Below are 25,176 nucleotides of genomic sequence, written 5' to 3'. Positions count from 1 at the left end.
TTTATAGAATTCAGATATAAAAATATAACCTTTACCATTACTATACGATAATTATAATAAAGTACATGTCACATTACCAAGCAATTAAATATTTTACATAGATTATCTTACATCAAATTATTATAAACAGTAATAATACAATACTTTTATTTTGCTACTTGTATATTATCACAATAAGCTATACAATTTTTGAGCTCCCTTACATTATGTAGACTATAATAACAATACCTTATTTTAAAATATAAATTAATATATTGTAAAAGACATAATAAGTAACTAATAATCAAATATTATTGAGTCTACTATATTCTCAATAAGACTTGCTATGCACTATATATAATAAAAATATTATTTATGATTGCTCGTTATTCTTTTTTGCAAAATTTTGCTGAGTATATTATTGATAAATTAAAGAAAGGTATAGAAGTTCAAATAATATTACCTAATAATTTGTTATGTCTAAAATTAAAGCAGATTTTAATCGATAAATATAAAATTAAATTACCTATCATTATTCCTTTTAATGCTATCTTTTTTAAAAAAAATGAATCAGATTATATATCTAAAATAGAGGAATTATTTATTTTATCATCCATTATCACGGAATATAAAGAATTACCATTTAATCTCGAAGAATCATTAAAATCTGCAGAAATCTTAAGAAAATTATTTAATGACCTTATAATCAATAATATTGATATCAAATTAATTGAAGTCTATAACAATTCTAATTATTGGCAAAAGATTTATAAATTTCTAGAAATTTGCTTTTTAAAATGGAAAAAAGCAATATCGCTTACTCAAAAATATACTAAAACAATACATGAATTTAATATACTACAAGAAGAAATCATAAAAATAAAGAAAAGAGATAAACGAATAATACTGGCTGGAATATTCAAGCCTAATGTTTTTTTTAAAAAATTTGAAGAAGAATTAAAGGATTACATAATACATTATAATCCATCATATAATTATATTAGTAATAATATATCTTATTCTGAACCTAATAATATTTATGAAGAAGCAAAACAAATCGCTTATATATGTGAACTTAATAAAGATAAACATATTGCAATTGTTACAAACGATAATAAGCTTAAAAAAGTATATTGTAATTTTTTAGATCAAAAATATTCAGACCTATTAGGTAATGATTTAAGGCGTACTAATATAGGGGAATTACTAACTGCAATTATTAAAATAATATGTAATAATTTTGATTTAAAACTTCTATTTTTATTACTTAAAAATCCTTTAATTAACTGCCATTCTGTGCAAAAGTTAGAGTTAATGCTATCTAATCAAAACCGTTTTATATCATCGCCTAAATATTTATTGCAATTACAATTTGAGAATGAAGAACTCAAAGAGTATTGCGCTAACTTAATAGATATTTTATTTACAAATAACCCGCATAATATAACAGGTATTTTAACCTTAACTCAAGAGATAGCTGAAAAACTTTTACCTACTATTTGGGAAAAAGAAGAAGGTGAAGTACTAATTGAATTTTTAACAAATTTAATCTCATATAGCAAACATATAAATTTAATGAATAAAAAAGATTTCCCTAAAATTTTTTCTTTTTTACTATCTAATATCAAACATTATAAAAATACTGACTCTTCTAGTATTATTATAGGACAACCTGAAGATTTAGTATTATGTAGATTTGACTTAATTATATTACCGCATTTTAATAATGAACACTGGTCCCCTAACGCTAAACCGCACCCATTGCTTAGCAAAAAAGCCTTACAAATACTAAATATAGATTACAATGATGCAATAACTACTATGCTATATACAGATTACTTCAATTTATTACTACAAAATAAGCAAATAGTTATACTAAACGCTAAAAAATATAATGGCAAGTTGTCTACCTCATGTAATTTATTTTTGAGGCTACAACTTAAACATGTCATACCGTGGTTTGACCCAAAATTACTCACTCCTGCTACAAACTCACTAGATATCAAATCACAGGATGATCATAAACTCACAACCATTAGTCACTCCTTTCCAAGTGTCTTATCAGTAACCGATATAGAATCATTAATAAGAAACCCATACGGTTTTTATGCTAAGAAAATACTTGGGTTATATAAAAAAGATAACATATGGGAAGAACCTAAAATATCAGATTTTGGTAATTTTATTCATAAAGTTTTAGAAAAATATTCTAAAAATTACGACAAACAATATGTGTGTTTAAATTTGCTTGATAAACAAGCTGCTTTAATAAATATCGGGAATCATATTTTATACAGCACTATTTTACCAGCGTATACAAAAAAAATTTGGCAAATAAAACTTACAGCGTTTAGTAAAACTTTTATTCTATTTGATATAGAACGCAGAAAAAATTGCAAAGAAATCTATTTTGAAATTAAAGGTGAATTACGTCTAAATATTGCAGGTCAAAATATAAAAATAATCGGTATAGCAGATAGAATTGAAGTTAGTAAATCAAACGATATAACTATACTAGATTATAAAACTGGCACTATCCCAACTAAAAAAGAAATAGAGTTTGGACTCTCTCCTCAGCTTATTATCGAATGTTTAATGTTACTAGAAAATGGATTCAATATAAAGTCATTCAGCAATCTTGAGACAAGTCAATTGTCTAATATTCACATTGGCAGAGATACGGTCATATGCTCTAGAGCACAAGTTGTCAATCCATCTTATCTAAAGAATTATAAATCTAGCTGTATAAATAAAAAACTCACCATTGCCTATGTAAGAATCACTAGTACGGAACCATATATACAAACAACAGAAATAGACTTAAACATTGAAACTTTACATAAACATAAAGCAGGATTAATAAGACTACTCGAATATTACGTTACCAACAAGTCCTTTTCTTATGATTTTAATTTATCAAACTATAATGATTATAGGCATTTGACTCGATGTTATTACATTAATTCTTAATAGAGAAATCTACTAAGATTACTAATATTAATAAATTCTAAATAACAACAGACTGGTGTTTTATGCATTTATAATGAATCCTATAGTTCCATAATTAACTTAAATCCTTTATGCTTCGACATAATAATCTTACTATTCGTATTATAAATAATTGGATCATTAATTTGCTCATGACCAAATCTATTTGTTTTAAATACTGGTATATTCAAACTATATGCAAAATTACGAAGTACTAACATTGTTGCATCAATATCTTTACCAAATGAACCAAATATTATAGCCTTAACACTCTCCAGTAACATTGATTGTTTTAAGTGTAAAAGCGCACGATCTAATCTAAAAGGGGCTACATTCGTATCTTCTAAAAAAAGAATTTTACCTTTAGCCTTAATTTGCCATCGTGTACCGATACTAGTCTGCACAATAGTTAAGTTACCTCCTGTTAATTTGCCTTGCACAAGACCACTTGATTTTGCTATATCGTTAAGAGGTATTAAATTATCTATAGTTACTTGCTTTACTTTACCTTTTAATATTTCACCAAGCTTGGTAAAATTACCTTGATCTTTTTCTATCTTTAATAGATCTGCTATATTACTTCCGTGAATTGTTCTCCATCCCCATTCTTGTGATAAGAAAAGATGTAATGCTGTTATATCGCTATATCCTATAAAAAATTTTTCTTTATTTGGTTTTGAAATCTTGAGTAAATCAGGAATTATTCGAGCAGAGCCATAACCACCTCGTAAACTCCATACTACATTATCTGACTTATCAAATAACGCATCCATCAAACAATTAAATCTCACTTCGTCACTACTAGCAAGAAAGGGTAATTTATCTTTCATAAAACATTTAGTAGGAATTTGTAAATTTAATCCATTAATATTTTTTAAATCTGATAACGTCTTATTATCAGCACCTGTAGCAGTAGCCACAACTGTAATCGGGATATTTGTTAGACTATTACTAACAGAAAACACTGATATTGAAAAGAATAATATTATTAGTAAAGATAAGTTTTTAAGAACCATGAAAGTATACTGTGCTATATCATGACTGATCAATAATATGATACATGAAAGAACTTGATGCCTGCCTCTAAAGGAATGGAATTAAAAGTAAAAATAACTTTAAGATTACTAAAAATCAGAAGTACCACCAATAAGCTCTACTTGTTTAATTTGTACTTCTTCAATAGAACTTTCATCGACACTACCTTCCTGTACAGTTTTATCTATTTTCTCTTCAAAAGAAGCATATGGATTTGTTATACCATTTTCTATAAAAAATTTTTGTGTCAAAATACCGTTCCATGTTGCAGGATATTTGATATTTACTGCATTATCTAAAAGAGAAGTACCAACACATCCATCAACATTAATAGTTGTTCCTTTAGTACAATTCATAAATTCTACTACCCCATCAGGATCTAACTTTGAGAAATAATTTTTAAATTCAGCAGTTACATTACTAACTTTAGTACAATGTGCTGCTTCTTCTAAAGCTTTTTGTACTAATTCGCTTTGACTAATATGTATAGTAGGTACAATAATATTATGTTGCTGAATATTAAAAGCAAGTATATCTTGAGTATTAGAATCCAATCTAGATGCTAAATTTTCATACTGAATTGGGTTATTTTTAGCTGCTTGTAAAGTCATTACTATTTCTTGAAATATTTGTACTATTTCTGAATGACTACTTGTAGTGCTTGTCATCCAATCCCATTTAAAATATTCAAATCTACCAGTAGCATGATTAGGCACCGCAACATGTGCGAACTCACAATCATATTTAATACCAATTTCAGTAAGAGCTTGTTTATATTTTTTTACTTGAGCATCTATAGCATTACGTTTTTTTTTAATATACTTCTCTATTTGTTGCATAATTTTTTTATATTAACCTTTCCTTATATGTTATCATATATCACAATTAAATGCTAATAAAAATTAGCTTTTTACTATAGCACAAGCATGTAAATCACGCTTAAAATACAAGTTACTATTATTATTTAAGATTACCCTATAAATTTGAACATTTTCAAGTACTCTTTGAACGTAATTTCGTGTTTCTTTATACGGAATTAGTTCTATCCAGTCAATAATTTTTCTTGTATCTTTTATATCCCTTGGATCACCAAACTTCTCTATCCATTTCATTACGTTATTACTTCCGGCATTATAAGAAGCAATTGATAAAACATAAGAACCTTTATGATCATCTAATAATTTTTTGAAATAATGTGAACCAAGTTTAATATTATATGCTGGATTTTTAATAAGCTGCTCTACATCACATTTCATATTGATAGATTTTGCAATATCACAAGCAGTACCTTTAATAAGTTGCATTAACCCCATGGCATTTGAACAACTAATTGCCTTATGATCAAAAACTGATTCTTGCCTAATTATGCCATAAGTTAACGAGGATGCAATTGGCAAACCAGTAAGATTATACGGAGTTGGAAAAGCACAATCCAGAATAAAAGCATGATTTTGAGCAGCAATTTTTGCCACATCAACCATATAATGGGTATTATTACATCCCTTAATAATATTCGCAATTATTTGAATTTCAGCCTGATTTTTAGTATTTTTAATTGCTTCTTTAGAATAAATCATAGCTAGGTGATTTTGATTATATTTAACAAACAACCTTATTGCTTTAATAATCTCTTTATTTTCGATAATTTTCCTTGCTTCAGAAGTTATTACGGGAATAGAAGGTAAAACTAACTTGGTCCTATTTAATTCAATATTTGCTACCTGTCCATAAAAGGTAAAAGAATATCTGGATGCCTGCTGATAAAATTTCTTAGCCATTTGCTTATCGCCTTTTGCTTCATAAGTACGGCCGAGCCAATAAAATCCTCGTGCTAGACTAATAGGAGTCTTAACAACTTTAATAAACTTATTAAAATGCATTAATGCTTGATCAGGTTTGTTTAAAAAACTTAAAGAAAGCCATCCAGCTAACCACTCCTGTTCTCTTATGGTTTTATTACAAACAGGGAAACGCATTGTTGCCATTCTATAGCTATTTGCATAATCCTTATAATCTATGAATGCACGAGCATAATAAGACTGAATACGACACCATTTTGCAAAATGTTTACGATTATTTTTAGCTTTCTTAAATAAAGCGATCATTTCCTTTGTTGGTTTTTGCATTTTTTTTAAATCTAGATAACGATATAATAAACCAGAAGTATAATATTTTTCAGGAACATTTTTAAAAAGCTTTTCAGCATTTGACGTTGTAGATATAATAGCAATTTGTGCTTTAAAAGAATTACGATAGCCCTGATCTACATATTTTAGTGATCGCTGAGCAGTTCTAATATCACTTTTCCATAAATGCTCTTCTATCCGCTCTAAATGATCATTTACCGTTAAATATTTACTACACTCATTGTAATATATCTTTTCTTCTTCAGGCGTAAAATCACCATATACCCAAGCTTTCTTAATAATAGGCGATAATATCTTATGATCTTTCACTAAACTAATTGCTGCGACTGCATAAAATTTATAACCTTTACCGGTAAGAGGCGGATGCATACTAAACCAATCAAAAATTACTTTTTTATTTGTATTATTATTTAGATATTCCTCTGCTCTTTTTGCAAGCAGCTTATTTTGCGGCCAATCCGGATTCTCTCGTAAAAATTTTATTATCTTTTGAAAACTATTATCTGAACATTTATTATCTAAAAATGCTTGTGACAATACAATTTTTGTTAAAACTGTACTATTTATTGCTAGAGCTAGATCTTTAGCTTGCGACCATTTTTTTTGATCAATATAGGTAAAAATTTGTTGTATATTATCTATAGAATCAGAATTAGCATTTACTTTTAACGCTAATAACAAGAATATAGAAGTCAATAATTTTATTTTCATAGGTTTGATGATTTGCTGCGTGGATACAGCAACATCACTGTAAGGCAATAAATCGAAGCTGTGATCTCAGGAATTTTATATAAAACGCAATTGCAACGCTACTTGTAGTCGCTTACAATTAGGACTACAATGATGTGTTGGAATTTTACAGACCCGTAGAACCAAAGCCACCTCTACCACGCATAGTTTCCGTTAAGATACTAGTTTCTGCCCATAATACACGTTCATATTTTGCGATTATCATTTGAGCAATTCGCATGCCTCTTTCTATCAAAAAATCTTTTTTACCTAGATTAATAAGCAGAACCTTTATTTCACCTCGATAATCCGCATCAATGGTACCTGGTGAATTAGCAACCGTAATGCCGTGTTTGATTGCAAGCCCTGAACGAGGTCTTATTTGCGCTTCAAATGAGTCTGGCAGAGCTATAGCAATACCTGTAGGAATTAGCTGTATACTACCTACTTTTATCAGTATAGTTTGCTCATTTGCAGCTATCAAATCCACTCCAGCACTATGCTCTGTAGCATATGCTGGCAAATTACCTGAAAAATTTTCTAATTTCTTAATTTTTACTTCTATTATCGTCATATTATTTCATATTAAATTTATCTGTAATACTTTTATTTTCTATCGTATCAATTACAGTATTAACAAGATCTTCTATTAATACCTTGCTTCCCATACCAAGTTTCTTTTTAAGCCAAGGCTGCTTAGCACACAGATATTGAAACTTAATATTATCACCAAATTTTTCTTTCATGACACTATACATATCACCTATGCCATCAATTAAACCATAATCAAGAGCTGTTTGGCCTGCCCAAAATTCACCATTAAATAAAATCTCATCTTGTTGCGTTAGCTTACCCGCTCTACGTTCTTTTACATATTCTATAAAATGTTCATATACCTGCTTTTGCAAATCTTTAATAATTTTAAGATCATCTTTATTAATAGGTTTAAAAGGATCTAGCACTGCTTTATTTTTTCCTTCTGTATAAACTCTTCGTTCAATACCAAGTTTATTAATTGCTTCATGAAACCCAAATCCGCTTGATATTACTCCGATACTACCGATAACAGAACTTGGTAAAGCATATATTTTGTCTCCACTACAAGCAAGCCAATATCCTCCTGAGGCCGCCATATCTTCAATAAAACTATAAACTTTTATTTTATTTTTTTTAGCAAGGTCACGGATACGTTTTGCAATAAGTTCAGATTGTACAGGAGAACCGCCTGGAGAATTAATAATTAAACATAATGCTTTTAACTTCTTTATTTTAAAAGCTTTTTCTATTAATTCATTTAACGATTCTAACGTAAGCCCAGATTGCACAGTACTTACTTTGCCAATAACACCGCTAAGTCGTAAAACTGCAACCACTTCTTTAGAATCACCAAAAACCGAAGCAAATAATTGATCTAATTTACTTATCTGACGTTTTGTTATTATTTGATCAAATTCTGCATTAGCAATAGTTGATTTATTGACTTCATTCATTATTCTGCTCATTTTTAATTATATAATTTTTTATTTGCGGCAAATGTTTAGCCGGTTTATTCAAAGATTGCTCATTATAACTATTTTTAGGTTCAGGATAATTTCCAGGAATAGCAGATAAAATAGTATCCCTTACTTTTTCATCATACCAATTTGTAGTACCGACAAAGATAGTTACTATTTTACCGTTTGAGTCTATTAATATACTAGTTGGTAAACTAATAATCCCTAATGCTTTAAATAATGCATTTCTATAATCATAATAAATAGGCAAATATCTTATGTGATAGCTTTTAAAATATTCTTTAACAATTTTTATGTCTTGATAATCTTCTGAAATTGGAATTACTGAAAAAGGTAATTTCCTAAAATCTTTTTGCAATATATCAAAGTCAGGCATTTCTTTAACACAAGTAGCACTCCAAGTAGCCCAAAATACTAACAATATAGTCTTTCCTTCAAACTGATCAAGAGAATATTGATTTTTTTCTTCATCAAAAAAAAATATATTATCAGGCACACTTGAGCCTTTTAAAAATTCTAATTTATTCTTTGGCTTCTCATAGAGCTTAGCTTGAATTTTAGGAAAAATTATTATAGATAATAAAAATACTATAATATATATAAGATATTTATTATAATTTCTTAAGGTCATATATAATATATAGTAATGAAGGCATTTTATTATTTGTTCATATTAATATTTATATTTAGTTGTGGTATAAAAAGGCCCTTAGAAGCACCACAGCAAGAAACAGTATTGTCATCACCTTAAATAACAATGAGACGCATATTACAGTAATTTATCCTTAGATACCGTGATCAATTACGAAAGTATATCAATATCTCTTAAGGGTCGTACCTTGCAATACTAAGTCAAAACAATAAGATTGTATATTTTTCTTCGTTTCTGTCAATATCGGACTAATTTCACCACAGTCATTATCACACATATTTTGATCAGATAATTCTAAGCGCGTTTCAAGAGTAGTAAGATTTGGATGCTCTATTCTTATGTTTGCAGTTCTCAAATAATGAGAAGATTTATAAGGCAACATACTAATAAAATAATATTCTCCTTTATTATTAGTAGTGACAATACCGGATCCGGTAAAACTTGAATCGCTTTTATTTGTAAATCTTCTTTTATCAACTCTAGTTTTTAAAGGTTCGTAAGGATATTTACCTCCACTTCCTGCTTGCCATAAATAAACCTTCGCATCTGTCACCGGTACACAATTTTGATCTAATATTTTACCTCTAATTAATATCATTTCCCCATAAAATTTTGACAATCTACCTGTTTTTCGTAATAAATTATTAGTAGTCTCAAAAACTTTTGGTTCATAATTATTAAATATATTTCTAGTAATTGAACAAGAATTTAGCTTATTATGGGCAATTTTAGAAACAGCAAATATGTTTAATGTATATAAATATAAAAAACAAAATATGAATTTTTTCACTTTTTACAACTATCTTTATAGAATTCTGCATCTAAATTTAAATCAATTATTTTTATTAATCAAATTATTTTTATTCTCATTTGATTATTAATTAATTGATTGTTATAGTAAACTTTGTTAATAATTAGATATTATTCTTTATGCAAAAATTTTTATCTTTAATAATTGTAATCCTAATACTTTATAATATAGTAAAGTTAAAAATATATCCAGAAGACAATAATAATTCTACCACTATAGAACAAATAACTTCAAATAATTCATCCACAAATGCACATCAAGCTAGTATAAATAATGAACCAACTATTTCATTAAACGGTAATCTATTTGAACGTACAGTTTCAAAAATAGTAATCAATGCTCTTAAAACTGAAGAAGGTAAAGTATTTTTTGAAAATATTTTACAACCTCTAAATGGGCCTATAAATCCTAATGATTATACTATTGAAGTACATAAAGATTTAGTTAAAACACTGTTTAAAATTAATACATTTGGTAGCGGTAATATTGGTCCTGCTTCGTGTGGACATGTAGTCACTGTATTTTATCAAATATCAGATATGAACAATAATTTAATATCTGAAGATACTAAGACTTTTACTTTAGGCTCTGCTCCTGTAATGCTTGGCTTAGATAATGTAATAATCGGTATGATGGTAGGAGAATCACGAGAAGCTATTATACCAGCAAAATATACTGTTAATAATAGTAATAATACTATCTTTGATGATGCTTATAATTATAAAGTGACTGTAATTTTAAAATCGATATTACCACAAAATTTTGTTAAAAGTAATAAAGTTAAAATTTATGACGATGAGATAGCTTATCGCGTTCCTTTATTATGTGGTGAAAAAGTAAGCTTTAATGCTAAAATTACTCGTTTATCAAATGGTAAAATACTATTTGATTCTAAATCCACAGGACAACCAATAGATATGAAAATTGGTGATATTACATATCCTTTAATTTTTTCTTATGCCTTACAGGGTAAAGTCCAGGTTGGAACACGTAGTGTTATTGCTGAAAGCAAAACTTTTAAAGCATTAGGTTCTAATCTAAATAAAGTTATTCCTCATGAATCATTACCGATACACGAATATCTTTTACTTGAACTTAATGATTTTAAACAAATTAAATAAATATGGAATAAATGAAAATATCAGATAATAAAAAACAAAAAAATTATATTTTATTATCTATCCTTGTCATTATGATAATAATTGTATATCTTATAGCATTAAAAATTGTAAGATAAGTTTTGTAATTATCTAAATTTGAAGCCAGATTAAGCAGAGATAATAATTGCATAGACGAGGTTTAATTTCAAAAAGAAAAAATAATGGTTATTATAAAGGTAATGTACTCAACAGAGTATACTTAAATTAATTAAAACATGTGACAAATTTTCGAATAAAGCTAGTATTCTTACTTTAAACTTTAATTAAGCTAGGGGTTTAGTATGGACATTATTAAAAAAAATAAAAATATTATTATACTAATATGCTTAATATTTTTAGCAATAATGGTTTATATCTATAAAAGTAATGGTTCTAATAATAAAACAAACGATAATATATTAGAAGTAAAAATAACTATAAAAGATCATAAATTTGTTCCAGATATAGTTGAAGTCCCAAAATCAACTAAGATAAGATTAATTGTTCATAATGCAGATGATACTGTAGAAGAATTTGAAAGTCACGATTTACATCGTGAAAAAATAGTGATGCCACATGAATCAATAAATATTATACTTGCCCCGCTTAAGCCTGGGAAATATGAAATTTTTGGAGATTTTCATCAAGATACAGCTCAGGGTTTTATAATTGTTAATGATTAGATAATAAATATGTTTAAAATTGCTTTAGTAGTGTTTCGTGAATGTTTAGAAATATCCTTATTACTTAGTGTAATACTCGCCGTAACAAAACAAATAGAAAAATCTCGTCTTTATATTATTGCTGGAATAATGCTTGGAGTAGTTTTTGCTTCAATTTTTGCATTTTTTACACGCAAGTTATCTTTATCTTTTGGAGGAATAGGTGATGAGCTATTTGATTCTGGAATTATGATACTAATAACAATTCTGATTAGCTGGACAATAATATGGATGCAAGGTTATGGTATAAAAGTAAAGCGACATATAAACGACTTGTCACTAAAAATTCATGAAGGTAATAGAAGTTATTTCATGTTAGTGTTTTTAGTTGCTACTACCATATTACGAGAAGGTGCAGAAATTATTATTTTAGTGTATAGCATTTCGTCAGTTGAAACAATACCAAGCAGTATTTACTTGCAAGGCGTGATAATAGGTGCTACAAGTGGGTTCTTACTTGGTTTAGTAATATATTGCGGTTTAATTAAGATTGCTAATCAAAAATATATTTTTAAAATCTCTACCATATTATTAATGTTAATAGCGGGTGGATTTGCAGCAAGTGCTGCAGGTATTTTAACCTCTTCAGGTCTAGTGATGTTTTTATCCGATCAACTTTGGGATAGTTCGTGGTTAGTAGCCGATAGAAGTATGATAGGTAAAATCCTACATATTGTTACTGGTTATATTGCAAGGCCTAATGGTCTACAGGTACTTTCTTATTTTACTACTATATTACTAATAAATATTTTTATACAAATAAAATTAAGATATTACAAAAATAACTTAATATCAGTACAAACAAATGAATCAAATTAATTTTATTAAAGAGAATAATTAACTAAATATGTTAAAACTTTTATCAGAAATTGGTCCAGTAATAGCATTTTTTGCAGGTTTTTTTTATGGAGGCGGTATACAAAGCGCTACCCTTTATATGCTTATTACATCTATTATTTGTATTACCCTTTGTTATATTATAGATAAAAAAGTCTCTAAGCTTTCTATTATTTCTTCGACTGTTTTATTCGTTTCGGGAATCATTACTTTAATTAGTGGCGATTCAATGTATATAAAAATCAAACCTACTATATTATATGTTATTTTTGGAATAATATTTCTCATGAGTGGTATAAGGAAAAATCCTTTTATCAAATATGCTTTAGAGAGCATAGTACGTCTTAAAGAAGAAAGTTGGATAATTTTAAGCTATAGAACAGCTGCTTTTTTCTTTTTTATGGCGGTAGTAAATGAAGTAGTTTGGCGTAATTTCTCAGATGAAACATGGGTGAAATTTAAAGTATTCGGTGTAATACCTATCACTTTTATATTTATTTTACTGCAATTACCTCTTTTATTAAAGAATAAGTTACCAGATAGTAAGATATGATATATCAATTTTCGTGTAGATTTTCAAGATGTTTGCTGTCATACCATTACTAATCTACAGTATAAAGTAAAAGTTGATATTAAATTTTAGTATTGTTTCTAAATTGCATATTCAAATTAGCTAAGATTTCAATAAAATCTATACCACAAGATACAATCTTTAAACAAAGATAATCTTAAAAATTGTAGTTGTTATGATATTACGAGTTCTAATTTTTATAAGTCTTCTTTTGAGTATATCTGCTTGTTTACCTGCAATTTTTACCGCAGTTACTGCTACTGGCATTGTAGCATCAAAAGATCAACCAATGTCTAAAACATTAAATGATGTAAAAATTGCTACAGGTATTAAAGCTGATTTAGTAAAAAATAATTTTAAAGATTTAGGTGCTAAAATAAATGTTGAAGTATCGCAAGGAAGAGTATTATTAACAGGCAACATTCAAAAAGAAACAGATGCGTTAAAAGCAGTAAAAATTGCTTGGGATCAAACAGGGGTACAAGAAGTTATTAATGAGTTAAAAGTAAATAAAAACAATAATCATTTTGACCTAGTACAATATACTAAAGATACTATGATCACTACACAAATTAAAGCTAAAAACTTAGTTAGAAAAGACATTAAATTTGCTAATTATACTATTCTAACTATAGATAATATTGTTTATTTATTTGGAGTTGCCAGATCAGAAGAAGAGCTAGAAAAACTTGCTTCTATTGCATCAAAAATAAAAGGTGTTGAAAAAGTTGTGTGTTACGCTAATATAATGAATAATTTTAAAACAAATAATGATAATAATGAGGAATTATAAATTCAAATTAGAATCATTGCATCAGAACCAAAAAGTATTTAGAAGATGCACAGTACACAGCACAGTACTGCATATCATCTCACTACATGAGGATTGGAGTACAAGATTAACATATAAATTAAGTCTATACTACTGTAAAATAAAAAATTGTTATACAACATTCAAGTTTGAAAAAAGTAATAGGTCTATAATCACAAGAGCTGAGCGTATAATAAACGTTCAGCATCTTAGAAGATGCAAAGATATTGTTGACAATTTTTCAGGTTTAATCAGTATATTACTTGTGTTAATTTTTTGTATAAATCTAAGTGGTTGCAATACTTCCAAAAGATTAGCTTATGATAACAAATATTCTTATAAAGAATTATCAAAAGATGATCCTCATAATCTAACTTATATAGGACATTATAAAGTAGGGAAAAATTATAAAATAAAAGGCAAAATTTATAAACCTTATACCCCTAAATATTTTACCGAAACAGGTTATGCATCATGGTACGGTGGACGTAAAGACGGCTTTCATGGCAAAAAAACTGCTAATGGTGATAGATTTAATAGAAACCTACTTACTGCAGCACATAAAACGCTTCCACTGCCTTGCTTAGTTAAAGTTACCAATAAAGCAAATAATAAATCAGTAATTTTAATGGTTAATGATAGAGGTCCTTTTAAGAAAAATCGTATAATAGATGTTTCGCAAAAAGCGGCTGAAATTTTAGCATTTAAAAATCAAGGTATAACTAAAGTAAGAATAGAATATTTACCTAATGAAACTGAGAAATTTTTAAAAAAAATTAATCTTAAAAAAACCGAAAATAAAATCTTTGCTAACAACTATAAAGAATCTTTATTTACTAAAGTTACAAAAAATAATCAATGTAGCATTAATTGTCATATAAAACTTGTGAATCTAAAATATAAGCTCGCAGTCAATCCTTAAAGATTGTGTGTGAAGTGAATATTAATCACTATTAGTGAATAATCTCATACGTTATTATATGTGTTAAAACGCAACAGGGTTTCACAACCGATACATGTAGTGCATAAATATAATATCAACTACGTATATTCTTCCTCTTTATTATTTTTGATTTCGCTTTTGTATTAGCTTTATTATTAGAGGCAAGTTTAATTGAAGGTTTATAATTTATAGTTTTAACACCAAAATGGTGATCTAATAATCTGATCATTTTTTGATCACGAGATGCTGCACTTTTAGCGCCAGTAATAACTGCGATCAATGATTTATTCTTCCGAGAAGCAGTAGTTACTAAATTATAACCTGCAGGAGTATGAAATCCTGTTTTCATACCTTCAGCACCTTGATAATGTTTAGTAACACTATTATGTCCATTTATGACATTCCCACGAAATACAAAACTAGTTTTAGAAAAGAATGGATAATATTTTGGGTAATCTCTTTTAAGTGCAATAGCGAGTTTAGCTATATCTCTTGCAGTAGTTTGTTGAAGTGGATCATGCAAACCTGAAGCATTTTTAAAAAATGTGTGCTTCATACCTAATGTTTTAGCTTTCACATTCATTAAATGAGCAAACGATTTTTCTGAACCTTTCATACCCTCAGCGACCGTTACTGCAACATCATTAGCAGATTTTATGATTAATCCATTAATTGCATCTCTAACAGTGATATTGTCACCTGCTCTTAAACCAAGTTTACAATGTGGCATTTTTGAAGCTTTTGCTGATACAAGTAATTTTTTATCTAAAGATAACTTACCTGATTCGATTGCTTCAAACATTAAATATAGAGTCATTAACTTAGTTAAAGAAGCAGGATAAATTCGAACTTGGGCATTATGTGCTTGCAGAACTTTACCATTTTTTGCGTCAATTACTAAACTAGTTTGTACAGGATATTTATTGGTCTTTTTGACAATTTTTTTTGCTTCGCTTATAGGAGCAAAACAAAATATTACAATAAAGATATAAGGTAGTAAAAATCTTCTAAACATTAGAAATAAAATATTCTTCAAATTAAACCAAGTGCGTTCTTAATAATTGTGCAATAAGTATTGTTGCGAAGAGCAAAACAATATTATCATCTCTAAAAATAATAAAATTCTGTTACTTAATGTTGTAAGTACAAAATTTAAAGTTTTCTTTTTCTTTGCCAAAATTCTTTAGTAATCATTCATGCAAACATTATCGCAATGAGAAAATGTACTATTAATCTTTTTATTAAGATATATGAATATAAACAAAACAGACAATATTAAAATTATATTAAAGATGGAAAATAGTATCAACAAATCATTATTTACAAATTTCTTGGTAGGAATAGTGACAGTATTGTTACATACTTGTACTACTAATTAAAGCTATATATTGTTTTATAATATTTTTATTACACAAATTACTTAATTAGTTGCACAAATAGTGGTAGCAATAAAATACTCTATATAATTAATAAAGCGTTAAAAGCAGGAAATTTGACAACAAATGTGTTCAGCTTGAGGTAATCATTAATAGATCAAACCTTTAAATTAATACTTTATACACCACAAACAGCATAAATCTATAAAGTTACAATACTATATATAAAATCTAACTATTATTGCTATTTCCATTTTTGAAAGACAAAACGCTAAATTCTATACAATGGTTAGGAAACCACTTTTAAAAAAATAGCACCACCTAATGGTAAAAATATTAAAGTATTAAAGCAATAAAAATTGTAAAGCAACATATATCCCGGTGCAAAATCATTGTAAGGATTAATTACTATAAAAATTCAAAAATTCATTATTACCTCTTACGTTTGCATTTACAGTTATAAATATCGCAATAACTATAATAAAAAAAGTGAATCTCCAAAATTGATCTCCAATTATTTGCAGTTATTTTCAAGGTACACAATACATATACTTATAACCAATTCGATAACTAAATATAGCAGTTATACTATTGTACAATTAAACTTATCGATACAAAACTTATCAAATACAATATCAAATGCACTTGATAAACAGTATAATAAGTTAATAAAGTAGTTAGAAGAATAATGGGATTTTGCCTATAAACTAACTTTTTCAATGTTACAACCTACTTTAACGAAAGTATTGTTAAATTAACCTATCATCTTAAAAAAATCTTGATTATTAGTATCATTTTATGTCTTATGTTGATTCCTTCCATGTATAAATCACAAATTTTGTAGCATATATTGAAAAGACATTCAGTGTAATAACAATGACTTAAACACTTTATCAAGTTTTTTCTTTTTTACTAAGTCCAATAATCAAGTTATTAGAATAATAATAAGTGCTACAATAACAATGGTAAAATCAAAGATGTGGATTTTATAATTCAAACATTCTCCTTTAACTCATTATTATATAACATATAATATTCATGTTTATTTTGGATTAATTGAGTATGAGTACCCTGCTCACAGATCTCACCGTTTTTCATTACAATAATATTATCAAGATCTAGAATACTGCTTAAACGATGCGTAATAATTAAAGTGGTTTTCCCTTGGCGTAATTTCTTTAAAAATTTGAGAATTTTTTGTTCAGAAGCTTGGTCTAAGTTACTCGTTGCTTCATCCCAAATTAAAATAGGCGCGTCTTTTAATAAAGCTCTTGCAATAGATAAACGCTGACGCTGACCACCTGAAAGAGTCTTTCCATACACTCCTATTTGTGTATCATAACCATTAGGAAGATGCATAATAAACTCATGAGCATCTGCATACTGCGCTGCTCTAATTATTTCTTCTCTTGTAGCATTTGCATGACCGTATGCTATATTATCGGCAACGCTTGCATCAAATAAATGAGTATCTTGAGTAACTAAAGCAATCTGACGTCTAAGCGCAGTAAGCTTAATATCTTTAATATCATGATTATTAATTAGAATTCTTCCATGACTCGGATCATAAAAACGTACTAATAAATTACTCAGAGAAGTCTTACCGCTACCGGAACGCCCAACAAATGCAATTATTTTATGCGAATCTAGCTTTAAATCTATATATTTTAGAGCTATTTTACTTGCAAAATTTAAAGACAATTTCTCAAAAGTAATTTGTGGATTATATAAATCTATTTGTTTAGCATTTTCATGATCTTTAATAATAGGTTCAGTATCTAGAATACTAAATACCCTCTTAGCTGCTGCTATGCCTTCTTGTAAATTAATATTTAATGATACTAAACTTTTAAATGGTCTATAAGCTGCAGCAAAAGCAGCTAAGAAAGCAAATAATGCACCTGGTGTTGTTTTACCATCAAGAACTAGATTACCTCCGTACCAAACCATCCCTCCTACTGCAATGCCGCTTAAACCCTCCATAATTGGCGAAACCATTGCATCTAACTTAGATGTTTTTTTATAAAACTCTAAAATATTATTCATAATCAACGATGCTCTATTACTTTCTATTTTTTCACCTACAAAAGATTTAATAATCTTAATTGACTGAAATGTCTCATCAAGCCTAGAAGTATAATGTCCAAGTTCCTCTTGTGATTGTGAAAAGATTTTTCTTATTTTTTTACCCATTCTTTGTACAGGATAAACTGCTAAAGGAAAAACAAGAAAAACTACACAAGATAATATTGGTTCTAAGTGAAACATAGTTATTATTAAACATACTACAGTTAGAAAATGTTTAGCACATCCGACCAGTAAATTAGAAACAGCACCACGCATCAAAGAAATATCATTAGTAAAACGAGATATTAAACGTCCTGAAGATTGTTGGTGAATAAAAGCAATATCAGCAGATAATAAATGCTCATACATTTTTATCTTCAAATCGTTTAGTACCCTCTGTCCAACAAATTTTATTAGATAATTTTGATAATACTCTGAAATGCCTTTAATAAAAAAAGTTAGAGTAAGTATTATAGGCATAATTACAAGCATTGTATTATCATGCGTTAAAAAAATTTTATCAATAATAGGTCTAACAGCATGTACGATCACTGCTGTACAAAGTGCTGTAATAACCATACAAAACATTGAAAAATATATTTTATTTGCGTAAGGTTTAACATGATCTTTTATAAGCCTTTTTATAATATATACGACTGTGTAGTGATTATTTAAATTATTATCATTCATTCTCGTTTAAAATATTAAATTGATGCTGTGATTTATTCGGTATTGGCATTTTCAAATGCTCAAAAGCTGCAATTGTTATTACCCTACCTCTAGGAGTTCTTTTTACTAAACCTATCTTTATAAGATAAGGCTCTATAGTTTCTTCAAGTTCATCACGCTGTTCAGAAAGTGCTGCTGCTATCGTTTCAATTCCTACAGGACCACCATGATAATTATCAGCTATGAATTTTAGATAACGATAATCATTACTATCAAGTCCTATGCTATCAACTGTTAAACGCTTTAACCCAAAATCACAAATTTCTTTATCTATTCTTAATTTACCATCAACTACTGCAAAATCTCTTATACGACGCAATAACCTTAAAGCAATTCTCGGTGTTCCTCTACTTCTTTTAGCTATTTCTTCAGAACCAGAATCTGTTAAATCAATGTCAAGTAGTTTACTTGCTCTATTTAAAACTTGTTTTAATTCTTCAGTATTATAAAAATTTAAACGCATTGGAATACCGAACCTATCACGCAAAGAATTACTAAGCATCCCGAAGCGGGTAGTAGCACCGATTAAAGTAAATTTCGGTAACGTTATTTTCACTGACCTTGCAGCAGATCCTTCACCAATAATTATATCAAGCTCAAAATCTTCCATAGCAGAATATAATATTTCTTCAACTAAGGTGTTTAGGCGGTGGATTTCATCAATAAATAATACATCATTTTTTTCAAGATTGGTAAGAATAGCAGCAAGATCAGCCGCTTTAATTATAGCAGGACCGGCAGTAGATTTAAAATTACCACCGATTTCATTAGATATAATCTTAGCAAGTGTAGTCTTGCCAAGCCCTGGTGGACCATAAAATAAAGTATGGTCAAGATGCTCATTCCGAGATTTTGCAGCCTTAATAAATACTAAAAGATTTTCTTTAATTTGCTGTTGACCAACAAACTCTTGCAAATATGATGGCCTTATTGGCAATTCTTGATCATTTTCACTTTTCTCAGGTGATAATATATTAGTCATTATTTTAAATCGAATATAATCACTAATAATAGCTAAAAAATAGTTTTATGCTATATTTTTTAATTAAAAACTAGAATTACGATTTTTTAATGCTGTTTTGATTAGTTCATCAATCGAGATTTTAGTGTTTTGTGTGATTATACCTTGAACAGTGTTTTGAGCTTCAAATCGAGTGAATCCTAAATTTACTAATGCTTTTATTACTTCATTAATTTCAACAGATGAAATATTAGAACTATCTTTAATAATAGCAGAGCTGCTGAATATTTTTGCTATTTTACCTTTCAGTTCTAACATTATACGTTCAGTAAGCTTATCACCAACTCCAGATATTGCTTTAAATATATTTTTATCATCATTATTTATAGCGATTTTAATATCCGTAGGAGTAAGATTTGATAAAATAGACAAAGCCATTTTTGTACCAATACCATTAACAGATTGCAGCAAATTAAAAAAATTTTTCTCTTCTAGAGTTAAAAAACCGTAAAGATGGATATGTTCCTCTCTAACATGGGTTTCGATGAATAGTTTATAAAACCTGCCTTCAACAAGTTTCGCTAAGGTCGTACCTGAAGCATACACAAGATAACCTACCCCGTTTACGTCGATTATTACATAATCATCACATTGTGAATCAATCTTACCACTTAATTTACCAATCATATAATTTATTTCTTTTTATTCTTACTGCTACTACATATTAAAATTAGTGTAGGTAACGCGGTAATAATTGATGCTAAGATATAGTGAATAATAAGTGGTCTATCCATCATATGACACTGCCCATCATTAGGAATAGTTTGTGCTAAAACCATATAAGCAATTATTATTGTTACTACAATATATAAAACAGAAAAAAATAAATATTTTATAAAATTTTTCATATCAAAACCTATGTTGTTACCAAATAGGTTTATCCACATGGTAACAAAAATTATAGTAAGTTTGATTATCACATTGAATTATTAGTGTAAGCTCTAAATAAATTGCCGTAGAAATATTTTTTGTACATTAATACAATTTGTCCCAGAAAACAATTTTTAAATGTATTAATAAATTCTATATTAGATCAAGACTTACTTTATTTAATATATATAATTTGATTAAACAAAACTCGACAATACATAACATCAACTCACACATTTTATTACATTTACTACATATACTATAACATTCAATTATATTATTTCCAATCAAATTTTCAATGTCAATGCATTCAAAAATTTTACATTAGTAGTCATTATTGCAATAAATTACGGATGTTATTACTAGGTAAAAAGAATTGTTAAATTATAGTACTTTTATAATTTTTAGTGCTCAATTTTGAAAAGCACGAACACATTTACCTTATTATATCGGCGATTTGTACTACGCTTAAACTATTTCATTAAATTGCCAAAGAAACGTATATAGTTTTAATTTTGTTCTCTTGAATTTTTAAGATAACAGTATAAAGATCTTACACACCAGCTAAAATTCTAAGCTCATAAGAAATATCTTGTAGTAATCACAAAAGATTTTGGTGTACTACTTAGGATAAGTAGTATCATATACTGTCTATATTCTAATGTAATTAATAAGATTTTCTATCTCAATATCCTCAAGTACTCCAGTTTTACGGTCTTTTAATTCAACAATATTATTTGCAGCTTTTTTAGGACCAATTATAACTTGATAAGGTGAACCGATAAGATCATGCGTTGCAAATTTACTTCCTGGACGTGCCTCAGTATCATCATATAGTACTTCTATATTTTTGTTTGATAGCTCTTTATCGGTTTTAGCCGCAAGCTCTACACATTTATTATCATGAATATTTAAATTAATTAAAGAAACTTTAAAAGGAGCGACACTAAAAGGCCATATGATACCTTTTTTATCACAATTTGCTTCTATAATAGCTGCAGCTAACCTTGAAATACCTATACCATAAGAACTCATTTCTACAGGAATTAATTTACCATATTCATCATTAATAAGAGCATTCATATTAACCGAATATTTTGATCCAATATAAAAAATATGCCCTACTTCTATTCCTTTACTACTAGTTATTCCTTCTGGAAAGGAAGATAATTTATTTACATCATGTTTTTCTTCAGCTGCTGCGTACCAACTTTTGATTTCTTCTACATCAATATCAGGATTATCTTTTAATATCTTAAATCTTTTATCATAATAAATAGTACTTTCACCTGTTTCTGCAATAATATGAAATTCATGACTTAAATTGCCGCCTATAGGGCCATTATCGGCAATAACTGGGATAGCAAAAACACCTAAATCTCGAAAAGTATTAATATAAGCTTTATACATTTTGTTATATGTATTAACAGCATTTTCTTGATTTATATCAAAAGAATAAGCATCTTTCATTAAAAATTCTCTTCCTCTCATAACACCAAAACGTGGTCTAATCTCATCACGAAATTTCCATTGGATATGATAAAGATTTTTTGGCAAATCCTTATATGATTTAATATTACGACGGAAAATATCTGTAATCATATCTTCGTTAGTCGGCCCGAATAATAAAGTATTATCATGGCGATCTTGAAACTTTAACATTTCTTTACCATAATACTCAAAACGCCCAGATTCTATCCATAAATGTGCAGGCTGAATGCAAGGCATTAGTACTTCCAAAGCTCCTACTTTGTTCATATTTGAGCGTACTATATTTTCGATATTTTTAAGTACTTTTAAGCCGAGAGGAAGCCATGTATAAAGCCCTGATGCTTGCTTCATAATCATTCCACTTCTAAGCATTAATTTATGAGAAATTACTTGAGCTTCACTTGGTTCCTCTTTTAAAATAGGTAAAAAATATTTTGATAATAACATAAAATTATTTTAGTTTAATAATTTTCCTATCATTATAAGGAAAAACCATAAATTTTGATGAAGCAATCTAATAAATTTTTATTATTTTATGAGATTGCAAAATTGTGTTGCGCACATATTAGAGACAGATTGTTTATCAAGATTCTACCTTTTAGCGATAAAATTGAGGAACTCATGACGATATTTTTGCTGCTCAGCAAATATACCTGTATAATACATAGTATTCATAACGCTGTTATCGTGCATCACTCCACGCATAGACATACAACTATGAAAAGCAGAAATCTTAATAGCAACACCAAGAGGTTTTAAACTCTCCTGTATACTTTCTGCTATCTGTACAGTCATTTTTTCTTGAATTTGTAACCTTCTAGAAAAAATATTGACTATTCGTGCTAATTTACTTACACCAATAATACAGTTATCAGGAATATAAGCTATATGTACTGTACCATTGAAAGGTAAAATATGATGTTCACAAAATGATGTAAATTTTATACCTTCTAGTGAAATCAAATCCTGAAAATTATAAGTATCATAAAATTTTGTATTTAATATTTCCTGTACATCCTTTCCATACCCGGAAAATATTTCCATATAGCTATTTATTACTCTATCAGGCGTTTTAAGTAACCCTTCTCTAGTTGGATCTTCACCAATGAATCTTAGTAATGTCCTGACAGCTTCTTTTGCTTCTTCTCTAGTTGGTTTATTCATGTTCTAGTTTCATACCTTTTAAAAAACATTGTTTTACCACAAATATAAACAAATATCAAGCCACCTACTATAGCAATAAGTCATCCAACATTCATCATTCCCATTACATAGTTTAAATGACATCGGTATTACGCTATTTGGATCTTCTAGCATAACATCGTAAATACCCGAGCATGCTAACCTTAGCATATATAAAATCTGCAAAATGTTAGTAAGTAGATTGCAAACATAAAATGTATTGACCACTTAATCAAACATTGTTTTTTTCTTTGTGGATATCATGATCCATCAATAGTATGATAGATTGATAACTATACACAATACAAGCAATGCTAATCTCTACTATAGATCAATGATAATGAGCAAGTATCACTAAATTTATATCATTAATATTTATTGCAATAAGACCACCGAGTAAAAATAAAGTAATAGAACAAAGTAATATGGTGTTATAGAGTATGCTATTGTTAGCATGTGATTTGACAATGTTATCCAATCTTTATTTTACTAGATTCAGTAGTCAATCTATAGGTTAATAATACTAATTTGTCACGACACAACATTAACATCAACTCCACTATCATACCTACTAAAAAATAGGAGCAATCCATCATAGATATTTCATATAATCTATATAAATTCTTTGAATGTAACATCGATAATATCATAAGATATATGAGCAAAGTAATTGTAATAAATGACATCTGCTCGAAAAAAGTCATTCATAATAAAATTCTATTTCAATAGGAATAATTTGAATTATGTTTCGCAAGCTCTTATACCATCCAAAACAAATGCAACTTAAAATAAACATTATAATAGTCAAGAATACAGTAACATTTACTAAATTATTTTAAGTTCATCAAATCTAATAAATATAAAATATTTATTGCATATAATAGCAATGTAACACCAAATAAGTTTAACCCTAAAATAAATACAATATTTGCAAGTATTGGTATATAATCATTCATCACCATATTATAACTTCTAATTATGGAATAGCGATCAAAAATGTATCTAAAAAACTAATTTGTGGTAAATGTACAACATATAATTGCAATCGAACATAGCAATTTCATGAAGAAGTGCACAATGCACAAAGATGCAACGTTGCTTAACCAATCACAATGATGTTTCATTGAGCCAAACACTAACCATAATAGACAATAACCAAATCAATATAAATAAATTAACGTAAAAAATTAAAGCAGATTTAAAAATACGCAAGTATAGGGAAAAGCTAAATAATTTAGGAGTACGTAATACCAATAAAATGAATATAAACCAGCAACCCCTAAGGTTATTAATAGCAAGCTTAAGCTAAGAATTGTCTAAATTATTATTGTGTGATTTATTTGTAGAATGGATGATTACACAAAAATTAAATATAACATATAATAGCTCACAGTATTTAACAAATATTTTTTTCCTTTAAAAATGGACATAAGCTATTACTGTTAACAAAATAATTTTAATTGTTAATTAAAAAAATTTAAAGCAAATATTTTTTATAAAATGTTATTCGTTTTTTAAACAAAATTCATTTGTAGAAAAATAATTGAATAAGCCTTTAAATT

At 27.9% G+C, this 25,176-nt stretch carries 21 protein-coding genes and 1 pseudogene; 7 read left to right on the top strand and 15 right to left on the bottom strand.

Annotated elements, in window-relative coordinates:
- The first annotated feature begins 354 nt into the window (after nucleotides 1-354).
- Nucleotides 355-2,949: a PD-(D/E)XK nuclease family protein gene (locus RT_RS01945; RefSeq protein WP_011190852.1), complete on the top strand. Its 2,595-nt coding sequence runs from the start codon at nucleotides 355-357 to the stop codon at nucleotides 2,947-2,949.
- A gap of 80 nt (nucleotides 2,950-3,029) precedes the next feature.
- Here the strand turns inward: RT_RS01945 and RT_RS01940 are convergent, their stop codons facing one another.
- From RT_RS01940 to RT_RS01910, 7 genes are all read right to left on the bottom strand, one after another.
- Complete coding sequence (locus RT_RS01940; RefSeq protein WP_011190851.1) at nucleotides 3,030-3,983, bottom strand: LD-carboxypeptidase; 954 nt, start codon at nucleotides 3,981-3,983, stop codon at nucleotides 3,030-3,032.
- 108 nt (nucleotides 3,984-4,091) lie between these two features.
- Nucleotides 4,092-4,841: a hypothetical protein gene (locus RT_RS01935; protein WP_011190850.1), complete on the bottom strand. Its 750-nt coding sequence runs from the start codon at nucleotides 4,839-4,841 to the stop codon at nucleotides 4,092-4,094.
- Between the two features lie 63 nt (nucleotides 4,842-4,904).
- On the bottom strand, nucleotides 4,905-6,860 hold the full coding sequence (locus tag RT_RS01930; RefSeq protein ID WP_011190849.1) for a lytic transglycosylase domain-containing protein: 1,956 nt from the start codon (nucleotides 6,858-6,860) through the stop codon (nucleotides 4,905-4,907).
- 145 nt (nucleotides 6,861-7,005) lie between these two features.
- Nucleotides 7,006-7,452 (bottom strand): dUTP diphosphatase, encoded by a 447-nt coding sequence (gene dut, locus RT_RS01925; RefSeq protein WP_011190848.1) that lies wholly within the window; start codon nucleotides 7,450-7,452, stop codon nucleotides 7,006-7,008.
- Nucleotide 7,453: 1 nt separating this feature from the next.
- Nucleotides 7,454-8,368 carry a S49 family peptidase gene (locus RT_RS01920; protein ID WP_011190847.1) on the bottom strand — a complete coding sequence of 305 codons (915 nt, stop codon included), beginning with the start codon at nucleotides 8,366-8,368 and terminating at the stop codon, nucleotides 7,454-7,456.
- The gene (locus tag RT_RS01915; RefSeq protein WP_011190846.1) at nucleotides 8,361-9,023 is read right to left on the bottom strand and encodes a TlpA disulfide reductase family protein; all 663 of its coding nucleotides are present in this window, start codon (nucleotides 9,021-9,023) and stop codon (nucleotides 8,361-8,363) included. The genes RT_RS01920 and RT_RS01915 overlap by 8 nt, the downstream gene beginning before the upstream one ends.
- Nucleotides 9,024-9,207: 184 nt before the next feature.
- On the bottom strand, nucleotides 9,208-9,834 hold the full coding sequence (locus tag RT_RS01910) for a dioxygenase (protein WP_011190845.1): 627 nt from the start codon (nucleotides 9,832-9,834) through the stop codon (nucleotides 9,208-9,210).
- A gap of 140 nt (nucleotides 9,835-9,974) precedes the next feature.
- Here RT_RS01910 and RT_RS01905 point away from each other — a divergent pair, with 140 nt between their 5' ends.
- The 6 genes from RT_RS01905 to RT_RS01880 all read left to right on the top strand — a co-directional run bounded on the left by RT_RS01905 (nucleotide 9,975) and on the right by RT_RS01880 (nucleotide 14,857).
- Complete coding sequence (locus RT_RS01905) at nucleotides 9,975-10,976, top strand: FKBP-type peptidyl-prolyl cis-trans isomerase (RefSeq protein ID WP_011190844.1); 1,002 nt, start codon at nucleotides 9,975-9,977, stop codon at nucleotides 10,974-10,976.
- 320 nt (nucleotides 10,977-11,296) lie between these two features.
- Nucleotides 11,297-11,677, top strand: a complete 381-nt coding sequence (locus RT_RS01900; RefSeq protein WP_011190843.1) for a cupredoxin domain-containing protein — start codon at nucleotides 11,297-11,299, stop codon at nucleotides 11,675-11,677.
- Nucleotides 11,678-11,686: 9 nt separating this feature from the next.
- Nucleotides 11,687-12,535 carry an FTR1 family protein gene (locus tag RT_RS01895; protein WP_011190842.1) on the top strand — a complete coding sequence of 283 codons (849 nt, stop codon included), beginning with the start codon at nucleotides 11,687-11,689 and terminating at the stop codon, nucleotides 12,533-12,535.
- A 28-nt stretch (nucleotides 12,536-12,563) separates the two neighbouring features.
- Nucleotides 12,564-13,106 (top strand): septation protein A, encoded by a 543-nt coding sequence (locus tag RT_RS01890; RefSeq protein WP_011190841.1) that lies wholly within the window; start codon nucleotides 12,564-12,566, stop codon nucleotides 13,104-13,106.
- A 193-nt stretch (nucleotides 13,107-13,299) separates the two neighbouring features.
- Entirely contained in the window at nucleotides 13,300-13,917 is a 618-nt protein-coding gene (locus RT_RS01885; RefSeq protein WP_011190840.1) for a BON domain-containing protein, read from the top strand.
- Nucleotides 13,895-14,857 carry a septal ring lytic transglycosylase RlpA family protein gene (locus RT_RS01880; RefSeq protein WP_011190839.1) on the top strand — a complete coding sequence of 321 codons (963 nt, stop codon included), beginning with the start codon at nucleotides 13,895-13,897 and terminating at the stop codon, nucleotides 14,855-14,857. Before RT_RS01885 ends, RT_RS01880 begins: the two co-directional genes overlap by 23 nt.
- Nucleotides 14,858-14,972: 115 nt before the next feature.
- Here the strand turns inward: RT_RS01880 and RT_RS01875 are convergent, their stop codons facing one another.
- The 8 genes and pseudogenes from RT_RS01875 to RT_RS04555 all read right to left on the bottom strand — a co-directional run bounded on the left by RT_RS01875 (nucleotide 14,973) and on the right by RT_RS04555 (nucleotide 24,907).
- A complete protein-coding gene (locus RT_RS01875) occupies nucleotides 14,973-15,893 on the bottom strand; it encodes a D-alanyl-D-alanine carboxypeptidase family protein (protein WP_011190838.1) in 921 nt (306 codons plus the stop codon).
- 1,354 nt (nucleotides 15,894-17,247) lie between these two features.
- Nucleotides 17,248-19,011, bottom strand: a complete 1,764-nt coding sequence (locus RT_RS01870; protein ID WP_011190837.1) for an ABC transporter ATP-binding protein — start codon at nucleotides 19,009-19,011, stop codon at nucleotides 17,248-17,250.
- Nucleotides 19,004-20,032: a Holliday junction branch migration DNA helicase RuvB gene (gene ruvB / locus RT_RS01865; protein WP_011190836.1), complete on the bottom strand. Its 1,029-nt coding sequence runs from the start codon at nucleotides 20,030-20,032 to the stop codon at nucleotides 19,004-19,006. Before ruvB ends, RT_RS01870 begins: the two co-directional genes overlap by 8 nt.
- A 63-nt stretch (nucleotides 20,033-20,095) precedes the next feature.
- On the bottom strand, nucleotides 20,096-20,698 hold the full coding sequence (gene ruvA, locus RT_RS01860; RefSeq protein ID WP_011190835.1) for a Holliday junction branch migration protein RuvA: 603 nt from the start codon (nucleotides 20,696-20,698) through the stop codon (nucleotides 20,096-20,098).
- 5 nt (nucleotides 20,699-20,703) lie between these two features.
- Nucleotides 20,704-20,919, bottom strand: coding sequence for a hypothetical protein (locus RT_RS01855; RefSeq protein ID WP_014419430.1), 216 nt, complete (start codon nucleotides 20,917-20,919; stop codon nucleotides 20,704-20,706).
- Between the two features lie 673 nt (nucleotides 20,920-21,592).
- On the bottom strand, nucleotides 21,593-22,879 hold the full coding sequence (proS, locus tag RT_RS01850) for a proline--tRNA ligase (RefSeq protein ID WP_011190833.1): 1,287 nt from the start codon (nucleotides 22,877-22,879) through the stop codon (nucleotides 21,593-21,595).
- Nucleotides 22,880-23,023: 144 nt separating this feature from the next.
- Entirely contained in the window at nucleotides 23,024-23,596 is a 573-nt protein-coding gene (folE, locus tag RT_RS01845) for a GTP cyclohydrolase I FolE (protein ID WP_011190832.1), read from the bottom strand.
- Nucleotides 23,593-24,907, bottom strand: a pseudogene (locus tag RT_RS04555) (hypothetical protein). The gene folE and the pseudogene RT_RS04555 overlap by 4 nt, the downstream one beginning before the upstream one ends.
- Nucleotides 24,908-25,176 lie beyond the last annotated feature (269 nt).

This window comes from Rickettsia typhi str. Wilmington, from assembly GCF_000008045.1.
GTDB lineage: Bacteria > Pseudomonadota > Alphaproteobacteria > Rickettsiales > Rickettsiaceae > Rickettsia > Rickettsia typhi.
Note: the sequence above shows the minus strand (reverse complement) of the source record. Positions and strands in the feature narration are given on the sequence as shown.